This window comes from Pseudomonas sp. TE3910, from assembly GCF_056279025.1.
Window position 1 is genome coordinate 1,210,356 of the sequence record NZ_JBWBQN010000001.1, and the last position, 20,046, is coordinate 1,230,401.

Sequence of the window (20,046 nt, forward strand, 5' to 3'; positions counted from 1 at the left end):
TTTATACGGATATCCCGGCCTGCTGCACAAAGGCACGCGCCTGGCGGGTCAGTTGATCGAGGTGCCGGTCACGCTGCTTTTCCGCTTCCACCATCGCTTTCTTGCCCTGTTGCTGAAGCAGATAGGTGTGTATCTGGCGTACCTCCACTGAACGGTAGATGGGCGCTACATCCAGCACTGCCACATGCCCGTGGGTGCTGTGGTCACGGGTGTTCATCAGTACTTGCGGGCCACGCACGCCGATGACCTGAAACCCCATCGACTCGAAGCACGGCACTTTACCGGTAAAGCACGCCAGCTCGGCATGTGGGTAGCGACTCAGCATGGCCTGCACCATCGCCCGGGCAACGCCCTGACGCCGGTGGCTGAGCGGCACGGCCATATAGGCGACCGAGCACGCCTCGGGATCACCCGTCGCGGGCAGGTACAGCAGAAAGCCGACAACCGTTGCCGGGTCGTCGGCATCCAGGGCCACGATCAGCTCGACAGGCATTCCCCTGGAACCGTCCATCGCCTCTAGATAAAGATGAACCTCGTAGCCAACACCGTATTGGTAAAGCCGATAGAGCGGGTTGCTCGGCGCAATGGCCACCGCGCTGATGTCCGTGACGTAATCGACGACCATCTGCATGATCTGGCTTCTGATCGCCTCGGGGGGTGGGCTTTCAAGGCGGGTGACAGTGAACATTGCGTTTCGAACTCCGGGACTAAGGCATGCCCACGGCCTGAGACGTTGGCGCTGGGCGCCGACATGATAACCCGTCTTTACGCCGCTGACCTGCTGCACGGCTCACCGATGATGAGGGGAACCAGAGCAAACCCGCGCTCAACCGCGCAGGCGCCCTGCCAGTGCCGGTATCACTGTCGCTGGCACCGGGCGTGCCAACAGGTACCCCTGGCCCAGCTCGCAGCCCAGCCGCAGCAGTTCGTCGGCGGTGCATTGATCTTCGATGCCTTCGGCCAGGGTTTCCAGCCCCAGCGAGCGCGCCATCTGGATGATCGCTTCGACGATGGCGTGACCATCGGCGGCGCTGGTCATCCCGCGCACAAAGGACTGGTCGATCTTGAGCGTGTCTACCGGCAGCCGACGCAAGTAGGCCAGCGAGGAATAGCCGGTGCCGAAATCGTCGATAGACAGCTTGATGCCATAGGATTTAAGGCTGATCAGCGTCGCCAGCACCTGCTCGGTGTCTTCGATCAGGCTCGACTCTGTCAGCTCCAGCTCCAGTGCCGACGCTGGCAAGCCGGCATCGCTCAGCGCCTGCTTGATTACCGCTTCCAGCGAATGGTGGTGCAGTTGCACGGGCGACAGGTTGACCGCGACCCTTGGAATATCCAGCCCACTGGCCCTCCATTGTGCGGCCTGCCGACAGGCCTGCTGGATAATCCAGTCGCCCATTGGCACGATCAACCCGCTTTCTTCAGCCGCAGTAATGAAACGGTCTGGCGAAATCAGCCCTTGCGTTGGATGCTCCCAGCGTACCAGCGCTTCGGCACCGACAATACGACCGCTGCCGAGCTCGAACTGCAACTGGTAATGCAGCGTCAGCTCATGCTGGTCGATGGCCTGGCGCAGGCTGTTGAGCAGTTGCAGGCGCTCACTGACCTCCAGGTTCATGGCAGCGCTGTAGAAGCGCCAGGTCTTGCGGCCGGCCTGCTTGGCCTTGTACATGGCTGTTTCAGCATTACGCAGCAATTCAGCCGGTGCTTCGCCATCGTGAGGGGCCAGGGCGACGCCGATAGACACTGAGGTTGAGATTGCCTGCCCGGCAATCCGGAAGGGCGCAGCCAGCAGGTCGAGAATGGTTTGCGGTACCTTGGCAATGTCATCGGCATTCACCGGGCCAGTCAGCAGTACAGCAAACTCATCACCACCATAGCGACACACGGTAGCCGTCGCAGGCAACCCCTCACGCAGGCGCTCACCTATCGCCCGCAGCAGGTCGTCGCCGTGGGCATGGCCCAGGGAATCGTTGACCAGCTTGAATGCATCGACATCCAGAAAGAGCAAGACGACCGGGTGGTCGTCACCCCGCATACTGACCAGCGCCTGCAGCGTCCGGTCTTGCAGCAGTGCCAGATTAGGCAGGCCGGTCAGCGTATCGTAGAACGACATGACCTCGATGCGCTTCTCCGCTGCCTGGCGGTCGGCGATTTCTACAGCAAGACGCTCGTAGGGTTCGCGCACGCTTGAAACAAACACAATGCGGTAGATCAGGCAGTACGAGAGGACCTTGTAGAGGTGCCCCATCAGGCTGTAGAGCTCGTTGACGTTGTGATAGGCGGTGAAGCAAAGCTCCGCAAGAATGGAAATCAGTGCAGCAGCCAACAGGCCATTGGCGTCATAGGCAAGGCTGCGCCGAGCGCGCCAGAAACACACGGAAGCGATGGCCAGCACGCCAATGATGGCCCACTCCATTGCGATCTTGAAGGACGTCAGGCCCGTGCCCTCAACGAAGGTGTGCGGCCAGACATCGGGGAAAAACAGGCCGAGCACGTAAATCACCGCCACCATCACCAATGCCGCGAGCAGCATGGGCAAGCGCGGCGTGCTACTAGTCAGCGGGCGCCAGGAACGGATGGAGATCAGCAACAACGTGCCTGCGGTCAGTACGCGCGATACCAGCCAGAAATTGATCGCTTTTTTCGGGAGATGAAAGCGTAACGAACACTGGCATGCCCCTATAGGACAGCACATGTGCCAGATCAAGCAGCGCAATGGAGAGGAACGCACAGCCGAGCAACAACAGGTTACTGGGCTGCCCTGGCCGATAGCTGTGCCAGGTCACCGCGAATACCAGCACCGCAACGGTAATGGCAAAGATTTCACAAATCGAATGCAACGCAACCGGGAACCAGCCGGCACTGACTTGAACCGCAGCCGGCGCAAGCCATACGGCAAACAGCACCAACCCGAGAACAACGACCATGATCAGGTGGTTACTGTCGCGAGGCTGACGGTCTGTAGCAGTGAAAGTCGGAGAAGAACTGCTCGGATAGGTCATAGGCACAATCAGGCTGTGTTTCCGATAGCAGCATGGATACCGTCAGCTGCGGGCGGTCGCCATTGTATAAGGCGGCCTGAGCTAAAACCATATTTAAAATGGGTTTACTGGCGCCCTTCAAGGCCATGAAGCCGCGTAAATCAAGGCACGTACGTCCCAATAGTGCGAAAACCCGGCGGGGTAAAGATTTTTATTCTCACAGGCAATGTTATAGAGTAACTATATGAATGCCTAACAACCCCGCATTGCGAACGACCCATGACCCCTGCTCTTGCTCACACCACGACCACTGCCACAGCCACTGCCAACCGATTGCTCTCGATTGATGCCTTGAGGGGGCTGGTCATGCTCTTCATGTTGCTGGACCACGTCCGGGAGACCTTCCTGCTCCATCGACAAGTGTCCGACCCGATGGACATAACGGTGACAGAGCCTGCGCTGTTCGTCAGCAGGACCCTGGCCCACCTGTGTGCGCCTGTATTTGTCCTGCTGACCGGGCTGTCGGCTTACCTGTTCGGTGAAAAGTACGCCGGCAAAGGCGATGTGAGCGGTTTTCTGTTCAAGCGTGGGCTGTTTCTGCTGGTACTGGAGTTCACCCTGGTCAACTTCGCCTGGACGTTCCAGTTGCCACCCACGGTTATCTACCTGCAGGTCATCTGGGCGATTGGCCTGAGCATGATCGCCTTGTCAGCCCTGGTCTGGCTGCCGCGGCAGATACTGCTGGGTTTGAGCCTGCTGATCATTGTCGGCCACAACCTGCTCGACCCGCTGCACTTCCCGGATGGGACGGCGCTGCACGTGCCGTGGGCGATTTTGCATGATCGCGGCTGGATCGAGCTGTCGGATACCCTGCGGTTGCGCACCTCTTATCCCGTGCTGCCGTGGATTGGCGTCATCGGCCTGGGCTATGCCATCGGCCCCTGGTTCGCACGCAGTGCAACGCCGGCTGCACGCCAACGCAAACTGCTAGGCTGGGCAAGCCTCGGTTTAATTGGCTTTGTTGTCTTGCGCCTGCTCAATGGCTACGGCGAACGCCCCTGGACGGCCGGCGAGGCTCCGTTGCATACGTTGATGAGCTTCTTCAACATCACCAAGTACCCGCCATCCCTGCTCTTCCTTGCCCTGACCCTGAGCCTTGGCCTGTTGCTGCTGCTAATGTTCGAGCGCCTCCAGAAACACAAGGCCATCGGCCCTTTGAGCGTGCTCGGGTCTGCGCCAATGTTCTTCTACCTGCTGCATCTGTACGCACTGAAAGGGCTGTATGTGCTCGCCGTGGCGCTGTTTGGGCTGAACCAGGGCGACTATTTCGGATTCGATGGCATCTGGGCCATCTGGTTGACTGCCGGGGTGCTGGCGGTGGCGCTATACCCTGCAGTACGCAGGTTCGCGACTTTGAAGGCTCAACGCCGTGATATTGCCTGGCTCAAGTATTTCTAGCGGCCATTACACAGCATCGCCATGGTCGGCCCACGGCGATGCCGAGGCGGGATTAACCCAGCAATTGCGGATCGATCATGTCACACTCAAAGGCCAGCCAGCCGCCATTCGGTTCGGCATGGCCGTTAACGATCGGGCCGTAGTAGGACAGCCCGTTCTTAAGGGTAATGCACACATGCGTCGGTGCATCCGGCGCCGCCAACTGGCCGGTGAAATGCACCTTCTTCAGGTTGTCCGTCACCGCTTCCAGGCCAATGGCTACGTTTTCATTGTCGACCGCCTCGACCTCTCCCGCGCTTTGCTCAGCGCTGACGGTCACGGTGGCTGTGTCTTGGTACATGCTTGAACTCCATCGGCAGGGCATTCGGCACAGTGCCGCGCCAAAAAGACACTAGGGTAAGCCAGTGACGGCATTAGCTGAAGCGCCTACGCGAAAACATTTACCAGCGACACGGCCAAGGCGACGGAGAACACCCTACATCAGTTGAGCACCCAGCGCTGGCGAATGCGGTCACTCACCGCGTCGACGATCAACACCAGCGCCAGCATGGCGATGATCACGGTACTGGCCCGCGACTCCTGGAACAGGCTGAGCGTCATGTAGAGCATCTGGCCCAGCCCTCCGGCACCAACGAAACCCAGTACCGCAGCCATGCGGATGTTGTTTTCCCAGCGGTACAGGGTGTAGGCCAACAGTTGCGGCCAAAGGTTGGGCAGCATGCCGTAGCAGAACGCCGAAACCTGGCTGCCGCCCTGCAAGCGAATGGCCTGGGCCGCTGCAGTGGGTGTGTTCTCGAAGGCTTCAGCATACAGCCGGCCCAGCACACCCGCCGTGTGCAAGGCCAGCGCCAAGGTACCGGCATTTGGCCCAAGCCCTGCGGCCAATACCATCAACACTGCCCAGACCAGTTCGGGTATCGCCCGCAAGGCATTGAGCAGCAGCCGTGCGAGCCCACGCAGGGCCCCGCCGAACAATCCGGCCGCAGGCAGTGCCAGAAGCAGGCCCAGTGCCGCCGCCAACAACGTGCCTACACCCGAAATGGCCAGTGTTTCCAGCGCACCTCGCGCAACGGCCTGCAGGTGCTCGCGACTGGTATCAGGAGCGAGGAAACGCGCCGCGTACTCCCCCATCTTGCCCGCCCCGCCCTCACCCACCAGCGCCCACAGATCCAGGCTCAAGTAAGCAAACGATGAAACGATCGCGGCCAATACCGCAAACAGCACCAGCAGGTTGATCAGGCGCCTCATGCCAGCCTCCTGCGCAGCAAGCCACTGAGTTGATCGGCCAGCCAGACCAGCACCAGGAACGTCAGCAACATGCTAGCCACTTCCGCGCCAGCAAACATGCGCATCGACAAATCGATCTGCTGGCCCAGCCCACCAGCACCGACAAACCCCATCACCACCGAAGCCCGAATCGCGCATTCCCAGCGGTAGATGGTGTACGACACCAGCTCTGTACCCGCACAGGGCAAAATACCGTAGAAAAAAGCCCCAAGACGCGTGCTGCCAGCTTGCAGCAACGCATGGGCAGGTCGCTGATCGACCGACTCGAAAATCTCCGCATAGACTTTGCCCAACATGCCGCTGTAGGTAATGGCGATGGCCAGCACACCCGCGGTCGGCCCCAGGCCCACGGCCCTTACGAACAGCAACGCCCAGACGATTTCCGGCACACTGCGCAGGAACACCATCAGCGCACGTACCGGCCAGCGCAGTGCCACAGCCAACGCACTGGGGCGCCCGCCCCGCGAGGCTGCGGACAACGACAACGCGCGGCTGGCCAGCAGGCTGGCCGGGACCGCCAGGAGCAAGGCCAGCGTCATGCCCGCCGTGGCAACGGCGAGGGTTTGCAGCGTGGCGCCCCATAGCAACTCAAGGAACGCCTGGTCATGAGCCGGCGGCCAGAAAGCGCTGACGAAGCTGCCGATCTGACGGCGGCTGTCGGCCTGAAACAACACACCGAGGTCGAGTTCGCTCAGGTGCAGCCCCGGCCAGAGCAGTGCCAGCGCCAGCAGGGTCAGCAACAGCCGTGGCGCGGTTGCCGGGTCGCGCAGGTCACGACTCAGCATCGGGGAATCTGCAGGGTCAGCGGCGCAACGGGCTGAATCGGCGAGGTCAGTTGCTCATTGGCGTACAAGGCATCAAGCAAGTCCTCGGTCACTTCAGTCGCCGGCTTGTCGAACACCAGACGGCCTTCACGAATACCGATCACTCGCGCAAAGTGGGCCAATGCCAGGTCTACCGCATGCAGGCTGGCGACCAAGGTAATACCCCGTACGCTGGCGTAGCTGCACAGGGTCGCCAGGCTATGCGCAGCGAGCACCGGGTCCATCGCCGAAACCGGTTCATCGGCCAGCAGCAGGTCTGGCTGCTGGTACAGCACCCGGGCGATGCCAACTCGCTGCAATTGCCCGCCGGAGAGTTGTTGGCACTGCACGAACAGTTTGTCCGCCAGGTCCAGGCTCGACAGCACGGCGCGCGCGCCGGCCACATCGACGGGCCGCAACAGGCTGAGCAACCCACGCAGCGTCCCCCACTGCCCCAGCCGGCCGGCCAGTACGGTCGTGACCACCCGCTGACGCGGCGGCAAGGGTGGCACCTGATGAATCAGCCCCAGGCGTGTACGCAGCTTTTGCCTCAGCCGCGCCGAGAGACGCCAGGGTTGCTGGCCGAGCACCTCCAGCTCGCCGCTGCCTGGCTTGATAGCGGTGGCGATCAGGTGCAGCAAGCTCGACTTGCCAGCACCCGAGGGGCCAATAATCGCCACCTGCTCACCGGCCTCGATGGTCAGGTTCAGGTCACGCAGCGCTTGCAGCGCACCATGGTTGAGGCAGGCCCCGGTCAGTCGGATCGTCATTTCAGCAGTTCAGCAGCCCGAGCGGCCTCTTCAATACCCGCATAGTTCTCCGGGCGCGTTTCGATGAAACGGGTAGCCGCCTGCAAATCAAGAATGGCCTTGTGCTCGGGGTTGGCCGGATCAAGGGCCAGGAACGCCGCCTTGATCTTCTGCGCCAGCGCCGGGTCAAGGCTGCCACGCACGGTCCAGTTGTAGTCGAAGTACGTAGGCGTCGTGGCGAACACGTGTACCTTGCTGGTATCGACCTTGCCAGCGGCCACCAGTTTGTCCCACACACTGGCGTTGAGCACACCGCCGTCGACCTTGCCCGCCTGCACCCAGGCAGCCGTGGCGTCATGGGCACCGGAATACGCTACGCGACTGAAGAAGGTTTCTGGCTTGATACCGTCCTTGAGCATGAAGTAACGCGGCATCAGGCTACCGGAGGTGGACGATACCGAGCCAAAGGCAAAGGTCTTGCCCTTGAGGTCAGACAACTGTTTGACCTGCGGGTCCGCCGTGATGAATTTGCTGGTGAACCGGGCATCCTGCTCGCGCTGTACCAGCGGCGTGGCACCAGGGCTTTTCAGGTGAACCTGGACGAAGGTGAAACCGCCAAGCCAGGCGAGGTCCAGACGGTCACTGGCCAAAGCCTCGACGACCGCCGGGTAGTCGGCCACCGGCACAAACTCCACCTTCATGCCCAATTGCTGCTCAAGATAAGCGCCCAGCGGCTTGAACTTGCGCAGCAGCTCGGTTGGGGCTTCATCGGGAATCGCGCTGACGCGCAAGGTTTCAGTGGCCTGAGCCAGAAAAGCGGAACCACTCAGTACCAGGCCGGCAAGCAGTGCCAGGGTGTTTTTGAGCATGGGAGTTCTCCGGTTCGACAGCGCAATAGGTAGGGCTTACAGGTGCCGAATTATAGGAGTTAGCAGCACAAAGACCAGCTTTGCTAGAATCCGGCGCTATAACTCCTTGAGGTGTGACATGAGCGAACCCATTCGCCTGACCCAGTACAGCCACGGTGCCGGCTGCGGTTGCAAGATTTCCCCCAAGGTGCTGGACGTGATCCTGGCCGGTAGCGGCGCCCAGCATCTGGACCCGAAACTCTGGGTCGGCAATGCCTCACGCGATGACGCCGCCGTCTACGCACTCGATGACGAGCGCGGCGTGGTCTCGACCACCGATTTCTTTATGCCGATTGTCGATGACCCCTACGATTTCGGCCGCATTGCCGCCACCAACGCCATCAGCGATATCTACGCGATGGGTGGCGACCCACTCATGGCCATCGCGATTCTCGGCTGGCCAGTGAACCTGCTACCCGCAGAAGTGGCCCGCGAAGTGATTCGTGGTGGCCGCGCCGTATGCGATGCCGCAGGCATTCCCTTGGCCGGTGGCCACTCCATTGATGCACCCGAGCCGATTTTCGGCCTGGCCGTCACCGGCGTGGTCGAAAAGCGCCACATGAAACGCAACGACACCGCCACACAGGGCTGCCGCCTCTACCTGACAAAGCCGCTGGGGATTGGCATTCTCACCACGGCAGAAAAGAAAGCCCGGTTGCGCGAGGAAGACAAACACCTGGCCCGAGACTGGATGTGCACACTGAACACACCCGGCAGCCGTTTCGGCAAGTTGCCAGGTGTTCAGGCAATGACCGACGTTACCGGTTTCGGCCTGCTCGGCCACCTTGTGGAAATGGCCGACGGCAGCAACCTGACCGCACGCATCACCTACAGCGCCGTACCGCGCCTGCCCGGCGTCGATTACTACCTGGCCGAAGGCTGCGTGCCTGGCGGCACTCAACGCAACTTCGACAGTTACGGCGAGAAGATCGCAGCCCTGAGTGATGAACAGAAAAACCTGCTCTGCGATCCGCAGACCAGCGGCGGCCTGTTGGTTGCGGTAAGCCCCGAGGGTGAAGCCGAATTTCTGTCTGTAGCCACCGAACTGGGCCTGACACTGGCTCCGATCGGTGAACTGGTCGAGCGACAGCGGCACGCGGTAGAGGTGGTGTAATGGCTGACAACACCCACGACTACCGCTCACTGTTTATCGATGATGTGCCACTGATGGACGTTCGCGCCCCCGTTGAATTCAACAAAGGTGCCTTTCCCGGTGTAGTCAACCTGCCGTTGATGAATGATCAGGAACGTCAGCGAGTCGGCACCTGCTACAAGCAACGCGGCCAGCAGGCGGCCATTGAACTGGGCCACCAACTCGTCTGCGGTGCTACCAAGGACGAGCGCATTGCCGCCTGGGCTGCCTTTGCCCGGGCCAATCCAAACGGATACCTGTACTGCTTTCGCGGCGGGCTGCGCTCACAGATCACCCAGAAGTGGCTCAAGGACGAGGCCGGTATCGACTACCCGCGTGTAGTCGGTGGCTACAAGGCAATGCGCACCTTCCTCCTTGAGACCACCCAGCAGGCCGTGGCGCAGTGCGATTTCGTGCTGGTCGGCGGCCTCACCGGCACCGGCAAGACCGAGGTGATCCATGCCTTGCGCAACGCCATCGACCTGGAGGGGCTGGCCAACCACCGTGGTTCCAGCTTCGGCAAGCGCGCTACCGGCCAGCCGGCACAGATTGACTTTGAAAACCGCCTGGCAATCGACCTGCTGAAAAAGCGTGATGCCGGTATCGAACAGTTCGTACTCGAGGACGAGAGCCGCCTGGTCGGCAGCTGCAACCTGCCCCTGGAGCTCTACCAGGGCATGCAGCAGTACCCCATGGTCTGGCTCGAAGACAGCCTGGAACACCGTATCGAACGCATCCTTCAGGACTACGTCACGGGCCTGTGTGCCGAGTTCATCGCTGTCCACGGCGAGGAGACGGGGTTCGCACAGTATGCCCAGCGCTTGCAAAACAGCATGGCGAACATCCAGAAACGCCTGGGTGGCGAGCGCTACAAGCGTTTCTCGACCCTGCTGCAGGACGCGCTCGATGAGCAGCAACGCAGTGCTCAGGTTGACTTGCACCGCGGCTGGATCGCAGGCCTGCTGAACGAGTATTACGACCCGATGTACGCCTTCCAGCGCGCCAGCAAGGGCGAACGGGTTGAATTCGTTGGCGAACAACAGGCCGTCATCGAGTACCTGCAACAGCGAATGGCACACCACTAAGCGCTATCAATCGCCCTGCCCTACTTCAGATAAGACCTGAGCAGAGCGGCAATCTGGTCGACTTCGGCTTGCCGCTGCTGCGCAGTCAAATCCTCTGCTCCTAGGTGCTCACGAATGTGACCCTCCATCACCTCGGTCATCAAGCCATTGACGGCGCCGCGAATGGCCGCGATCTGCTGCAGGATCGCGATGCAGTCAGTGTCCTGCTCCAGTGCCGTTTCCAGTGCCGTTGCCTGCCCTTTGATCCGGCGAACCCGGGTCAGCAGTTGCTTCTTGCCTTTGGTTGTGTGTGCCATTGCTTTCTCGCCAATTAGTATACTGGGGTATAGTATGCGAACCCCCTGATATCCCGAGCATGATACCCATGAATTCACTGGCCTCCGAGTACCGGCATTCCCATGTCTTCGACGAAGGGAATCCGCTGGCGGAAAAAAAGACCCGCTGGGCCCTGGGTTTGACCCTGGTGATGATGGTCGCAGAGATCTGCGGCGGCTGGTTGTCCAACTCGATGGCGCTGCTTGCCGACGGCTGGCACATGAGTTCACACGCTCTGGCGCTGGGCTTGTCGGTGTTTGCCTATCGCGCAGCCCGGCAGTTGGCCAACGACGGGCGCTTCGCCTTTGGTACCTGGAAAATCGAGATACTGGGTGGCTACTCGAGCGCCATCGTGCTACTGGGTATCGCGGGCTTGATGCTGTTCCAGTCCGTGGAGCGACTGTTCAGCCCCAGCCCGATCCATTATGACGAAGCCATCGCGATTGCCATTGTCGGGTTGGCGGTGAACCTGGCCTGCGCCTGGCTGCTCAAGGACGATCACTCGCATCATCACGATCACCACCACGGGCACGCTCATGAAGGGCATGGGCATGACCACCACCATCACGACCTGAACCTGCGCTCAGCCTACCTGCACGTCATTGCCGATGCGGCGACTTCGGTGCTGGCAATCATCGCCCTGATCGGCGGCAAACTCTGGGGCGCGGTATGGCTGGACCCATTGATCGGAATTGTCGGCGCTGCAATGGTTGCGATCTGGGCCGTAGGCTTGCTGCGCGAAACCGGGCGCGTGCTGCTGGATGCCGAGATGGACGCGCCAGTCGTCGAAGAAATCCGCGAGGTGATCGAGCAGTTCCCCATCCAGGCGGAAATCGCCGACCTGCATGTCTGGCGTGTTGGTAAAGGAAAGTACGCCTGTATCCTTTCCCTCGTCAGCCACGGCTCATTCAACGCCGATGCCGTGCGCCGGCGGTTGAGTATTCACGAAGAACTGGTACACATTACGGTAGAGGTGAATCAGCCCCGCGCGGCGTGATCCACCTCTACGACAACGACAGCCCTGCGTATCACCCGCTAGCGGTGTCGGGCATCAGGACGGGCTTCAGGCGCGGGGCTTCTGCGCCTGATCCAGGGCGCGTAGCACCTGCACTTGCGGGGGTGTCGCCAGCCAGCCGCTGATGCGACTGCGGTAGGCCTGAAAATGCGCGCTGTCACGGTGAGCCTCCAGTGCTGCCTGGTCGGCATAGGTCTCGAACAACGAGAACCCGGCGCCACCGTCAAGGTCCGCAAACAGGTCATAGCACAGGTTACCCGGCTCTTGGCGGGTAGCGGCGACCATCGTGCGCAGCTCCGCCTCAACCTGTGCCTGGTGCTCCGGCAACGCGACTACACGGGCAATGACGTGAATCATCAATACAGTCCTCTCTGCGATATTCAGTGCTGAAGGTCGGCCAGTCTACTGGCTGACCTGATAGCGTTCCAGCCAGTGGGCGTAGGGCGTGGGCAGCACCCAGGAAGGGCGTTCTACCTGCAGTTGCAGTGCCGCCTGGTAAGGCCAATTGGGGTTGGCCAGGTGAGCGCGACCCACCATCACCAGATCCATCTGCCCCTCGGCCAGGGTAGCTTGCGCGATTGTCGGATTGTCGATGCCCCACGCAGCAGCCACCGGCAGTTCCGCTTCACGACGCACGCGCTCGGCAATCGGCGCAAGGAACGCTGGCCCCCATGGAATAGAGACGTCCGGCACAGTGAAACCCACGCTGACACTGAGCAGGTCCAGCCCACCCCGGCGAAATGCCTTGGCCAGCTCGATGGACTCTTCCAGCGTCGCCTCGTCGCGACCGTCATATTCAATGACACCGAAACGCGCGGTCAGCGGCAGGTGCTCCGGCCAGACTTCTCGAACCTGCGCCAGGGTTTCAAGCAGGAAGCGGCTACGGTTTTCAAAGCTGCCACCGTAGGCCATCATCGCGCTGGTTGCTATGGCTGGAAAAGAAGCTCTGGCCCAGGTAACCATGAGCAAAATGCAGCTCCAGCCACTCAAAACCGGCCGCCAGGGCACGGCGTGCCGCCGCCACGAAGTCAGCGCGAACACGGGCAATGTCTTCTAGGGTCATGGCCTTTGGGGTTTTCGGCAGATGAGCACCGAAAGGAATCGCCGAGGGTGCCAGGGTGTCCCAACCACGGGCATCCTCTGCGCCAATGTGATCGTCGCCTTCCCACGGACGGTTGGCACTGGCCTTGCGACCGGCATGAGCGATCTGAATACCCGGTACGGCACCGGCGCGCTTGATCGCAGAGGCGACCTCAGCCAAAGCGTCGGCCTGGGCATCGTTCCAGATGCCGGCACAACCCGGGGTAATGCGCCCTTCCGGTGAAACAGCGGTGGCCTCGACAATGACCAGGCCGGCACCACCACGCGCAAGGCTGGTGTAGTGCGCCAGGTGCCAGTCATTGATCACGCCGTCAGTGGCGGTGTATTGGCACATCGGCGGGACGGCAATGCGGTTGCGCAAGGTCACGCCCTTGAGCTGGAACGGGGTAAAGAGTGCGGACATGTAATCAACTCGTCTGATGCTGAAACGAAGAGAAGGCAGGCTGAACAGCGCCTGCCTCAGGGGCAGCGGGTGGCCAGCCTTAGAGCAGCTTGAGCAAGGCGTGGGCGGTGGCATCGGAGGACGCTGGGTTCTGCCCGGTTACAAGCAGGCCGTCGACGACCACATGGCTGTGCCAGTCCTCGGCACGGCTGTACACCCCACCATGGCCTTTGAGCATGTCTTCAACCAGAAAAGGCACCACGTCCGTCAAGTTGACAGCCGCTTCTTCGGTGTTACTGAAACCCGTCACCTGCTTGCCCTTGACCAAAGGCGCGCCGTTGGCGTCCACAGTGTGGCGCAGCACCGCCGGAGCGTGGCAGACCGCACCAACGGGCTTGCCCAGTGCCTGGAAACGCTCAATCAAAGCGATCGAGCGCGGGTCTTCAGCAAGGTCCCAGAGCGGACCATGACCACCGGGGTAGAACAGTGCATCGAAATCATCAGCGTTGACCTGAGCCAAAGTCAGGGTGCTGGCCAGGGCCTTGCGTGCAGCCTCATCGGCCTGGAAGCGTTCAGTGGCGGCAGTCTGCGCGCCGGGATCGTCGCTCTTGGGGTCGATCGGCGGCTGGCCGCCCTTGGGCGAGGCCAGGGTGACCTGCGCCCCTGCATCGAGAAATGCGTAGTAAGGGGCTGCGAACTCTTCCAGCCAGAAGCCGGTCTTGTGGCCTGTATTACCCAGGGTGTCGTGGGACGTGAGCACCATCAAAATGTTCATCGGGTTCTCCTGCTATGGCCGCGGGGCCAGTGATGAGTCAGTGCCGAGGATCTTAGAGCGGGACTCGGGATTCGATAAATCGAACGCAGTGATTTACGGTATTCGATTAATGAATAGCAGGTAGCACCCGGGCTACAGGGCGGTGCCCAGTACCTGGCGCAACTGCGCGCCACGCGCATCGGCAACGTCACTGATCAATGCATAGTTATAGTCACCGCGAGACCAGTAGCGCGCCTGCAGTTCGCCCTCGGTGCGCTCACCACTGGGCATCCGCACATAACGCTCACTGGGAGAACGCAGGAACAGGCTGACACGCTCACCGTTTCGGTCCTGGAACAGCAGCAGCGCGGCCGGGCCCTGCTCATTGCTCAGCAACCGTGCCCCTACCGGAGTAAACCCATAGGCCGAGAGGTCCGGCAGATTGCCGGCATGCCTGAAGTGCTGGCCCAACCAGGCCTGCAGTTGCTCTGGGGTGTTTACCGACAAGTCCAGTGAGGATGCATAGGCGAACAGCCGGTGCGCCTGCACGGCGTCGGCCATCGGCGGGTTGCCAGCCATCAGGTTGACCTCCCGCGCCTGCCAGCCACCCAGCCCCCCTACGCCCAACGCGACCAGCAGCATCGCAGCACTGGCCCAGCGGCGCTGGCGACGCTGACGCAGGTCGCGGCGAACCCAGGCCGGGTCGAGACGCGGGTTAGGCGCTTGTTCGATTTGCCCCGCCAGGGCAGCACGCAAACGCCGGGCATCGGCACGCCAGGCATCAAGCTCGGCGGCCCGCTGCGGATGTGCCGCCAGGTACCTGTCTACCTCACGTCGGCGTTCGGGCAGCAACCGATCATCGACGTAAGCCTGTAATTCCTCTTCGGATGGGATCAACCGACTCATTTCAACCTCCGCAACCCAGGGGGCAACGGCGTGCCCTCGGTCAGTTCTCGCAGTGCTGCACGGGCCCGCGACAAACGCGACATCACCGTGCCAATCGGTACATCCAGGGCCTGCGCGGCCTCCTTGTAGCTCATGCCTTCAACACTCACCATCATCAACAAGGCGCGCTGCTCCGCCGAAAGCCTGGCAAAGGCAGCCAGGCCAGACTGAGCCTCGACAATGTCCTCGGTATTGTTCCCGGCCTCTTCGGCCCGCCCGAACCAGCTCAGCCAGCGCATATGGCGGCGCTCTCGACGCTTGCTGTCGAGAAACTGCCGGTAAAGGATCGAGAACAGCCAGGCACGCAAGCTCGCAGGATCACGCTGCTGCGCGCCCCGGCTCAATGCTCGCTCCACCGTTGCCTGCACCAGGTCGTCGGCGCTCGTGCCCTCGCGGGTCAACCACAAGGCGAAACGGCGCAGCCGCTGAAGCATCTCGCGTAGTTGGTCGTCATCCAGTTCGTTCATCGAGTGATCCGTGATCGTCGTGCAGTCAGTGTACGAGGCAGACGGCCGACCGCGAATTTTATTCCAGGCCAATGGAATAAAACTTCAGCGGGTGCGTCCTACCCGCTCATTTACTGACCTGGATAGCACCATGAGCACTCCGCTAAACGGTCGCGCCCGTACGCTGCGCCTGACTGCCATCGGCCTTGGCGTCGCTGCAATGGGCGCAGGCTTTGCCTTTACCGCCGGCTGGATCGGCTCGGACCGGTTGACACCGAAACGTATCGTCGACACCTTCGAAGCTCAGGCCGGACACTACCCTGGCTACCGGAAAAACCACGCCAAAGGCCTGTGCGTCAGCGGCTACTTTGAAAGCAGCGGCCAGGCCGCCGAACTCTCAAGCGCTCGGGTGTTTGCCCAGCCAAGGGTACCGGTTATTGGCCGCTTCGCCATCGGCGGCGCCAACCCGCATAGCGCCGATGCCAGCGTCGCCACTCGCAGCCTGGCCGTGGAATTCACCAGCGATGATGGGCAACGCTGGCGCAGTGGCATGAATACCCCGCCGGTACTGGCAGTGAACACCATCGAGGGTTTCTACGAACAGGTGCTGGCAATGACCCCGGTACCCGCCACCGGTAAACCCGACCCGGCAAGGTTGCAGGCCTTCTTTGCCGCACACCCGGAAAGCGCGGCCTTTCGCCAGTGGGTCAAGGACTATAAGCCCTCCGACAGCTTTGCCAGTTCGGCTTACCACAGCATCAACGCCTTTCGCCTGATCGACACCAAGGGCACCCCGCATTACGTGCGCTGGAAACTACAGCCACTGACCCCGTTCAGTGCATTACCGGCCCAGGTGGAAGACCCGAATTACCTGCAGAATGACCTGCGCAAACGCCTGACCGAAGGCCCCTTGCGCTGGAACCTGCTGTTGACCCTGGCCGAGCCGGGCGATGCAGTCGACGATCCCGCTCAACCCTGGCCTGAGCAACGGCGGCAAGTCAACGCGGGCACCGTGGTCATTGAGCAAGTCGATGCGGCCGAGCAAGGCGCCTGCCGTGACCTGAACTTCGACCCGCTGATTCTGCCAACCGGCATTGAACCGTCTGCTGATCCGATTCTTGCCGCCCGCTCGGCCGCCTACTCGGAATCCTTCAACCGCCGCAGCCGCGAAGCGGCCCATTCAGGAGTACAACCATGAACCCCTCCTTCCATCCCCTGCTGCGCGGGCTGCACTGGCTGATGGCTCTGCTGATCCTGAGCATGCTGTTCATCGGTGTAGGCATGATCAGTGACCTGTCACCCCGGCACACCCTGTTGGTCAGCGTACACAAGCTGGTGGGGCTGGCCCTTCTGGTCTTGGTACTGATCCGTATCGGCGTGCGCGTGTGCGTTGGCAGCCCCGCGTTGCCGAGCGACCTGCCACCGGCGCAACGCTGGGCAGCCAAGGCATCGCACCTGGTGCTCTACGGGATGATGCTGGCCATGCCGCTGCTCGGCTGGGGCATGCTTTCGGCGGGAGGTTATCCATTACCCCTGCAGTTACCCGCACTGCTGCCTCAGGATATCCGCGTCTACGCCGTCCTTCGCCAGGCGCATGGCTGGCTCGCCTACCTGCTCTTCGCGACCGTATTGTTGCACTTGGCGGCGGCGTTGGTTCACGGCTTGATCCGCCGCGACGGCGTGTTACGCAGCATGTGGTCGGGACGTGTCAATTGAGCGTGCGCTACTGAGGGCCCGAGTGTGCTTTAATGCGTCGCCATTTATTTTTGACACTAAGGCAGCTATGGATACGGGGACACGACTCAGACTGGTGCGTGAACGCAACAAGCTCTCGCAACGGGAACTGGCCAGACGCAGCGGCTTGACCAACTCGACGATCTCGCAGATCGAGCAAAACCGCGTCAGCCCGTCGGTCAGTTCCCTGAAGAAACTGCTCGAAGGCATCCCGATGTCGCTGGCAGAGTTTTTCAGCTTCGATGAACCGCCGCGCCAGGAACGCTTCGTGTTCCGCTCCAACGAACAACCCGACCTGGGCAATAGCGGCCTGCGCCTGTTGCTGGTCGGCGCCAGCGTGGAAGGTCGGCAAATGCGTATGCTGCGCGAACTGTATGCACCCGGCGCAGACTCCGGTGAAGAGCCGATCGTGCATACCGAGGGCGAGGAATGCGGCCTGGTTACCCGTGGCACCATCGAATTGCGCGTCGATGGCCAGGTCAGCGTGCTCAATTCCGGTGACGGTTACTACTTCCCCACCACCCTGCCCCACAGCTTCAAGAACATCGGCCCGGATGAAGCCGAAATCATCAGCGCCAACACCCCGGCGAACTTCTGACGGGCAAGCGCCTGCGAGCGTGAGCCTGCCTGCAAAGGTGTTGACTGGGTGTCAGTGAGTTCGCGGTGTGTGCATCACTGGCACGCCAGTTCCCACACGGTGGCGACGCCACCGCGAAGTCTCACCCTGTTTTCACATCCAGCCCAGCCAGTGCCACCAGGTCGCCGCGAACACCAGCATCAGCAGGTAGCCGATCAGGGTAATCACCACACCGACCCGCGCAAACTGCCTGGCATTGAAGGTTTCGGTACCCAGGCAGACCATGTTCTGCGGCGCGTTGATTGGCAAGATGAAGCCATAACTGACGACAAACCCCAACGCCATGGTCATCCCCAGGCGACTGAAGTCGCCCGGCAACGTCTGCAGCACGGCAATCAGAATGGGCAGCAGCGCCGAGGTCAGTGCGGTGGCACTGGCGAAACCGAGGTGGATAAGGATCAGGAACGCCGCAAGAATCGAGAACACCCCCAATGTACCGAGTTGGTCCAGGCCGGTATGGGCCACGACCTGCTGCCCCAGCCACTGCCCGGCCTGCGTCGTGAGCAAGGTAGTGCCCAGGCTGATCCCGACACCGAAGACAATCACCGTGCCCCACGGAATGCGCGACTGCACATCTTTCCAGGTCATCACGCCAAAGCGCGGCAGCAACAGCAAGACCAGCCCGGCGTAGGTGGTCGAGGTCGTGTCAAAGCGATGCAACTTGCCTTCGGTGGCCCAGGCCAGCAGCAAGAGGACCGAAACGCCTAACAAGCGTTTCTGCGCAGACGTCATCGGCCCCAATGCGGCCAACTGATCCGCCACCGCCGCCTTGCCACCGGGAATGCTGTCGCTCTCTGGCGGCAGCATTTTCAGTACCACGACGATCAGCACCAACGACATGAGCACCGCCCAGGGCGCACCGGCGATCAGCCAGTCAATCCAAGACACTCGCCCGCCGAGCATCTTGTCCATGAAGCCCACTGTCAGCAGGTTCTGTGCCGCTGCGGTCTGGATACCGATGTTCCAGATACTGGTGCCCTGCGCAACGATAATCATGATCCCGGCGGCGATGTTTGAGCGCTTGTCGACGCCAAAGGCTGCAATCACCCCCATCATGATCGGCACCACACAGGCACTGCGCGCCGTCGCGCTGGGCACTACCAGGCTAAGCAATACCGTGACTGCGACGGCGCCCAAGAGGATGCGCCGGGTGCTGACACCGACACTGGACAAGGTCACCAGAGCGATACGCCGGTCCAGCCCGGTGTGAGTCATGGCCGCCGCAATGAACAAGGCGCCAACCACCAGCGCCAGCGCTGCGTTGGAGAACCCGGTCAAGGCCATGGTGATCCCGGCGGACGAACCGTACGTCACCGAGGGATCGGCCAGGGTCGGTGCCGTGCCAAGCAAGAACGCCATCAGCGAGGTGATCATGATGGCGCTGGCTTCGTACGACACCGCTTCAGTGATCCAGATGACCACGGCAAATGCGAGGATCGCCAAAACCCGCTGCCCCGCCACAGGCAAGTCAGCCGGCAATGGCAGCAACAGCACCGCAATCAAGGCCGCAATACCGACCATAAGGCCCAACGGCAGCGAAGCCTTGGCGGTTTCTGAGGAAGGCGTGGAGGCCGGTGAATGCATGAGGATCTCCCTGAAAGGCATGTGCCGGCCATGATCCGCCATCCCGATGACACCTGCGCTGATGCGGATCAATAAGCCCAGGCCCGGTATTGTCGGACAATATGTAGTGAAGATAAAAAAACACTACAAACCCTATTGACGCCGTTCATCGCCGCTTGCATGATGCAGACGTCTCCCCGATCGGGAGCGCTGGCAAGGGTGTTCCAGACGGCTCAACGGATCCAAGAGCTGTCGCTGGATGGGTACTGCCCAAAAGGCAGAAAGTAGAAGCCCCCTGTTGTGACGCTGCTGTAGCAGCTTTCTGTCAACGCTACATGATTGGCGCCAAGCAATAACTCAACAATTAATGGTGGTTAAGGGGGCTTTAATGATGAACTTGAACAATCAACCTACTATCGACGAATTGGCCCGGCTGTTCGCAGCACGCAAGGACAGTCTCGACAGCCACATTCTCTGGGTCTGCGACTCGGGCGAAGTTCGCATCGACAAGGTCTCGCCGCTGGCTGGCGAAAAAGAGTTCGAGCAACGCAACCCGAACATGCGTGCCCGCTTCAAGATGTACCGCCGTGGCCATGGCTACGTCGGCAAGAAGGCCGCTGCCGATACCCACTTCATCGGTAACGTACTGCAGACCCTGCAACATGAATGGGCCGCCGTACAAAACCAGCCTGGCGTACGCTTGATCGACCGTTACAGCTGATCACGCCGTTGCCGTGAGAAAGCCCGG

Annotated in this window: 22 protein-coding genes and 1 pseudogene; 8 read left to right on the forward strand and 15 right to left on the reverse strand. The window is 61.3% G+C overall.

Annotated elements, in window-relative coordinates:
* Position 1: 1 nt before the first annotated feature.
* The 3 genes from ACZ9H3_RS05280 to ACZ9H3_RS05290 all read right to left on the reverse strand — a co-directional run bounded on the left by ACZ9H3_RS05280 (position 2) and on the right by ACZ9H3_RS05290 (position 3,005).
* Complete coding sequence (locus ACZ9H3_RS05280; protein WP_476219999.1) at positions 2-688, reverse strand: GNAT family N-acetyltransferase; 687 nt, start codon at positions 686-688, stop codon at positions 2-4.
* 138 nt (positions 689-826) lie between these two features.
* On the reverse strand, positions 827-2,596 hold the full coding sequence (locus tag ACZ9H3_RS05285; protein WP_476220001.1) for a putative bifunctional diguanylate cyclase/phosphodiesterase: 1,770 nt from the start codon (positions 2,594-2,596) through the stop codon (positions 827-829).
* Positions 2,556-3,005 carry an MASE3 domain-containing protein gene (locus tag ACZ9H3_RS05290; protein WP_476220002.1) on the reverse strand — a complete coding sequence of 150 codons (450 nt, stop codon included), beginning with the start codon at positions 3,003-3,005 and terminating at the stop codon, positions 2,556-2,558. Before ACZ9H3_RS05290 ends, ACZ9H3_RS05285 begins: the two co-directional genes overlap by 41 nt.
* A gap of 258 nt (positions 3,006-3,263) precedes the next feature.
* Here ACZ9H3_RS05290 and ACZ9H3_RS05295 point away from each other — a divergent pair, with 258 nt between their 5' ends.
* Positions 3,264-4,442 carry an acetyltransferase domain-containing protein gene (locus tag ACZ9H3_RS05295; RefSeq protein ID WP_476220004.1) on the forward strand — a complete coding sequence of 393 codons (1,179 nt, stop codon included), beginning with the start codon at positions 3,264-3,266 and terminating at the stop codon, positions 4,440-4,442.
* 52 nt (positions 4,443-4,494) lie between these two features.
* Here the strand turns inward: ACZ9H3_RS05295 and ACZ9H3_RS05300 are convergent, their stop codons facing one another.
* From ACZ9H3_RS05300 to ACZ9H3_RS05320, 5 genes are all read right to left on the reverse strand, one after another.
* On the reverse strand, positions 4,495-4,782 hold the full coding sequence (locus ACZ9H3_RS05300) for a hypothetical protein (protein ID WP_099775051.1): 288 nt from the start codon (positions 4,780-4,782) through the stop codon (positions 4,495-4,497).
* Between the two features lie 140 nt (positions 4,783-4,922).
* Entirely contained in the window at positions 4,923-5,690 is a 768-nt protein-coding gene (gene phnE, locus ACZ9H3_RS05305) for a phosphonate ABC transporter, permease protein PhnE (RefSeq protein WP_099775052.1), read from the reverse strand.
* Positions 5,687-6,514, reverse strand: coding sequence for a PhnE/PtxC family ABC transporter permease (locus ACZ9H3_RS05310; protein WP_099775053.1), 828 nt, complete (start codon positions 6,512-6,514; stop codon positions 5,687-5,689). The genes phnE and ACZ9H3_RS05310 overlap by 4 nt, the downstream gene beginning before the upstream one ends.
* On the reverse strand, positions 6,508-7,302 hold the full coding sequence (locus ACZ9H3_RS05315; protein WP_476220008.1) for a phosphonate ABC transporter ATP-binding protein: 795 nt from the start codon (positions 7,300-7,302) through the stop codon (positions 6,508-6,510). The genes ACZ9H3_RS05310 and ACZ9H3_RS05315 overlap by 7 nt, the downstream gene beginning before the upstream one ends.
* Positions 7,299-8,150 carry a putative selenate ABC transporter substrate-binding protein gene (locus ACZ9H3_RS05320; RefSeq protein WP_065757636.1) on the reverse strand — a complete coding sequence of 284 codons (852 nt, stop codon included), beginning with the start codon at positions 8,148-8,150 and terminating at the stop codon, positions 7,299-7,301. The genes ACZ9H3_RS05315 and ACZ9H3_RS05320 overlap by 4 nt, the downstream gene beginning before the upstream one ends.
* A gap of 118 nt (positions 8,151-8,268) precedes the next feature.
* Here ACZ9H3_RS05320 and selD point away from each other — a divergent pair, with 118 nt between their 5' ends.
* Positions 8,269-9,303: a selenide, water dikinase SelD gene (gene selD / locus ACZ9H3_RS05325; RefSeq protein ID WP_476220010.1), complete on the forward strand. Its 1,035-nt coding sequence runs from the start codon at positions 8,269-8,271 to the stop codon at positions 9,301-9,303.
* Entirely contained in the window at positions 9,303-10,406 is a 1,104-nt protein-coding gene (mnmH, locus tag ACZ9H3_RS05330) for a tRNA 2-selenouridine(34) synthase MnmH (protein ID WP_476220012.1), read from the forward strand. Before selD ends, mnmH begins: the two co-directional genes overlap by 1 nt.
* A 20-nt stretch (positions 10,407-10,426) precedes the next feature.
* Here the strand turns inward: mnmH and ACZ9H3_RS05335 are convergent, their stop codons facing one another.
* On the reverse strand, positions 10,427-10,702 hold the full coding sequence (locus tag ACZ9H3_RS05335; protein ID WP_065757639.1) for a metal/formaldehyde-sensitive transcriptional repressor: 276 nt from the start codon (positions 10,700-10,702) through the stop codon (positions 10,427-10,429).
* 68 nt (positions 10,703-10,770) lie between these two features.
* Between ACZ9H3_RS05335 and dmeF the strand changes: the two genes are divergently transcribed.
* Positions 10,771-11,718 carry a CDF family Co(II)/Ni(II) efflux transporter DmeF gene (dmeF, locus tag ACZ9H3_RS05340; protein ID WP_476220014.1) on the forward strand — a complete coding sequence of 316 codons (948 nt, stop codon included), beginning with the start codon at positions 10,771-10,773 and terminating at the stop codon, positions 11,716-11,718.
* A gap of 66 nt (positions 11,719-11,784) precedes the next feature.
* On the opposite strand, the gene ACZ9H3_RS05345 is transcribed toward dmeF, so the two are convergent.
* The 5 genes and pseudogenes from ACZ9H3_RS05345 to ACZ9H3_RS05365 all read right to left on the reverse strand — a co-directional run bounded on the left by ACZ9H3_RS05345 (position 11,785) and on the right by ACZ9H3_RS05365 (position 15,385).
* Complete coding sequence (locus ACZ9H3_RS05345) at positions 11,785-12,093, reverse strand: putative quinol monooxygenase (RefSeq protein ID WP_454241718.1); 309 nt, start codon at positions 12,091-12,093, stop codon at positions 11,785-11,787.
* A 45-nt stretch (positions 12,094-12,138) separates the two neighbouring features.
* A pseudogene (locus ACZ9H3_RS05350) lies at positions 12,139-13,240 on the reverse strand (NADH:flavin oxidoreductase/NADH oxidase).
* 79 nt (positions 13,241-13,319) lie between these two features.
* The gene (locus tag ACZ9H3_RS05355) at positions 13,320-13,994 is read right to left on the reverse strand and encodes a type 1 glutamine amidotransferase domain-containing protein (RefSeq protein ID WP_065757643.1); all 675 of its coding nucleotides are present in this window, start codon (positions 13,992-13,994) and stop codon (positions 13,320-13,322) included.
* A 132-nt stretch (positions 13,995-14,126) separates the two neighbouring features.
* The gene (locus ACZ9H3_RS05360) at positions 14,127-14,879 is read right to left on the reverse strand and encodes an anti-sigma factor family protein (protein WP_065757644.1); all 753 of its coding nucleotides are present in this window, start codon (positions 14,877-14,879) and stop codon (positions 14,127-14,129) included.
* Positions 14,876-15,385 carry a sigma-70 family RNA polymerase sigma factor gene (locus tag ACZ9H3_RS05365; protein WP_102051570.1) on the reverse strand — a complete coding sequence of 170 codons (510 nt, stop codon included), beginning with the start codon at positions 15,383-15,385 and terminating at the stop codon, positions 14,876-14,878. Before ACZ9H3_RS05365 ends, ACZ9H3_RS05360 begins: the two co-directional genes overlap by 4 nt.
* 130 nt (positions 15,386-15,515) lie before the next feature.
* On the opposite strand from ACZ9H3_RS05365, the gene ACZ9H3_RS05370 reads away from it, so the two are divergent.
* The 3 genes from ACZ9H3_RS05370 to ACZ9H3_RS05380 all read left to right on the forward strand — a co-directional run bounded on the left by ACZ9H3_RS05370 (position 15,516) and on the right by ACZ9H3_RS05380 (position 17,696).
* Complete coding sequence (locus ACZ9H3_RS05370; RefSeq protein WP_476220019.1) at positions 15,516-16,562, forward strand: catalase family peroxidase; 1,047 nt, start codon at positions 15,516-15,518, stop codon at positions 16,560-16,562.
* Complete coding sequence (locus ACZ9H3_RS05375) at positions 16,559-17,080, forward strand: cytochrome b (RefSeq protein ID WP_099775062.1); 522 nt, start codon at positions 16,559-16,561, stop codon at positions 17,078-17,080. Before ACZ9H3_RS05370 ends, ACZ9H3_RS05375 begins: the two co-directional genes overlap by 4 nt.
* 67 nt (positions 17,081-17,147) lie before the next feature.
* Complete coding sequence (locus ACZ9H3_RS05380) at positions 17,148-17,696, forward strand: cupin domain-containing protein (RefSeq protein WP_065757648.1); 549 nt, start codon at positions 17,148-17,150, stop codon at positions 17,694-17,696.
* Between the two features lie 132 nt (positions 17,697-17,828).
* Here ACZ9H3_RS05380 and ACZ9H3_RS05385 read toward each other — a convergent pair whose 3' ends face one another.
* A complete protein-coding gene (locus tag ACZ9H3_RS05385; RefSeq protein ID WP_099775063.1) occupies positions 17,829-19,319 on the reverse strand; it encodes a DASS family sodium-coupled anion symporter in 1,491 nt (496 codons plus the stop codon).
* Positions 19,320-19,689: 370 nt separating this feature from the next.
* On the opposite strand from ACZ9H3_RS05385, the gene ACZ9H3_RS05390 reads away from it, so the two are divergent.
* Complete coding sequence (locus ACZ9H3_RS05390) at positions 19,690-20,019, forward strand: hypothetical protein (protein ID WP_476222710.1); 330 nt, start codon at positions 19,690-19,692, stop codon at positions 20,017-20,019.
* The last annotated feature ends 27 nt before the right edge of the window (positions 20,020-20,046 follow it).

Coding starts and splice junctions, on each gene's coding strand:
- ACZ9H3_RS05280 (WP_476219999.1), bottom strand. CDS start 688: ATGTTCACTGTCACCCGCCTTGAAAGCCCACCCCCCGAGGCGATCAGA.
- ACZ9H3_RS05290 (WP_476220002.1), bottom strand. CDS start 3,005: ATGACCTATCCGAGCAGTTCTTCTCCGACTTTCACTGCTACAGACCGT.
- ACZ9H3_RS05295 (WP_476220004.1), top strand. CDS start 3,264: ATGACCCCTGCTCTTGCTCACACCACGACCACTGCCACAGCCACTGCC.
- ACZ9H3_RS05300 (WP_099775051.1), bottom strand. CDS start 4,782: ATGTACCAAGACACAGCCACCGTGACCGTCAGCGCTGAGCAAAGCGCG.
- phnE (WP_099775052.1), bottom strand. CDS start 5,690: ATGAGGCGCCTGATCAACCTGCTGGTGCTGTTTGCGGTATTGGCCGCG.
- ACZ9H3_RS05310 (WP_099775053.1), bottom strand. CDS start 6,514: ATGCTGAGTCGTGACCTGCGCGACCCGGCAACCGCGCCACGGCTGTTG.
- ACZ9H3_RS05315 (WP_476220008.1), bottom strand. CDS start 7,302: ATGACGATCCGACTGACCGGGGCCTGCCTCAACCATGGTGCGCTGCAA.
- ACZ9H3_RS05320 (WP_065757636.1), bottom strand. CDS start 8,150: ATGCTCAAAAACACCCTGGCACTGCTTGCCGGCCTGGTACTGAGTGGT.
- selD (WP_476220010.1), top strand. CDS start 8,269: ATGAGCGAACCCATTCGCCTGACCCAGTACAGCCACGGTGCCGGCTGC.
- mnmH (WP_476220012.1), top strand. CDS start 9,303: ATGGCTGACAACACCCACGACTACCGCTCACTGTTTATCGATGATGTG.
- ACZ9H3_RS05335 (WP_065757639.1), bottom strand. CDS start 10,702: ATGGCACACACAACCAAAGGCAAGAAGCAACTGCTGACCCGGGTTCGC.
- dmeF (WP_476220014.1), top strand. CDS start 10,771: ATGAATTCACTGGCCTCCGAGTACCGGCATTCCCATGTCTTCGACGAA.
- ACZ9H3_RS05345 (WP_454241718.1), bottom strand. CDS start 12,093: ATGATTCACGTCATTGCCCGTGTAGTCGCGTTGCCGGAGCACCAGGCA.
- ACZ9H3_RS05355 (WP_065757643.1), bottom strand. CDS start 13,994: ATGAACATTTTGATGGTGCTCACGTCCCACGACACCCTGGGTAATACA.
- ACZ9H3_RS05360 (WP_065757644.1), bottom strand. CDS start 14,879: ATGAGTCGGTTGATCCCATCCGAAGAGGAATTACAGGCTTACGTCGAT.
- ACZ9H3_RS05365 (WP_102051570.1), bottom strand. CDS start 15,385: ATGAACGAACTGGATGACGACCAACTACGCGAGATGCTTCAGCGGCTG.
- ACZ9H3_RS05370 (WP_476220019.1), top strand. CDS start 15,516: ATGAGCACTCCGCTAAACGGTCGCGCCCGTACGCTGCGCCTGACTGCC.
- ACZ9H3_RS05375 (WP_099775062.1), top strand. CDS start 16,559: ATGAACCCCTCCTTCCATCCCCTGCTGCGCGGGCTGCACTGGCTGATG.
- ACZ9H3_RS05380 (WP_065757648.1), top strand. CDS start 17,148: ATGGATACGGGGACACGACTCAGACTGGTGCGTGAACGCAACAAGCTC.
- ACZ9H3_RS05385 (WP_099775063.1), bottom strand. CDS start 19,319: ATGCATTCACCGGCCTCCACGCCTTCCTCAGAAACCGCCAAGGCTTCG.
- ACZ9H3_RS05390 (WP_476222710.1), top strand. CDS start 19,690: ATGAACTTGAACAATCAACCTACTATCGACGAATTGGCCCGGCTGTTC.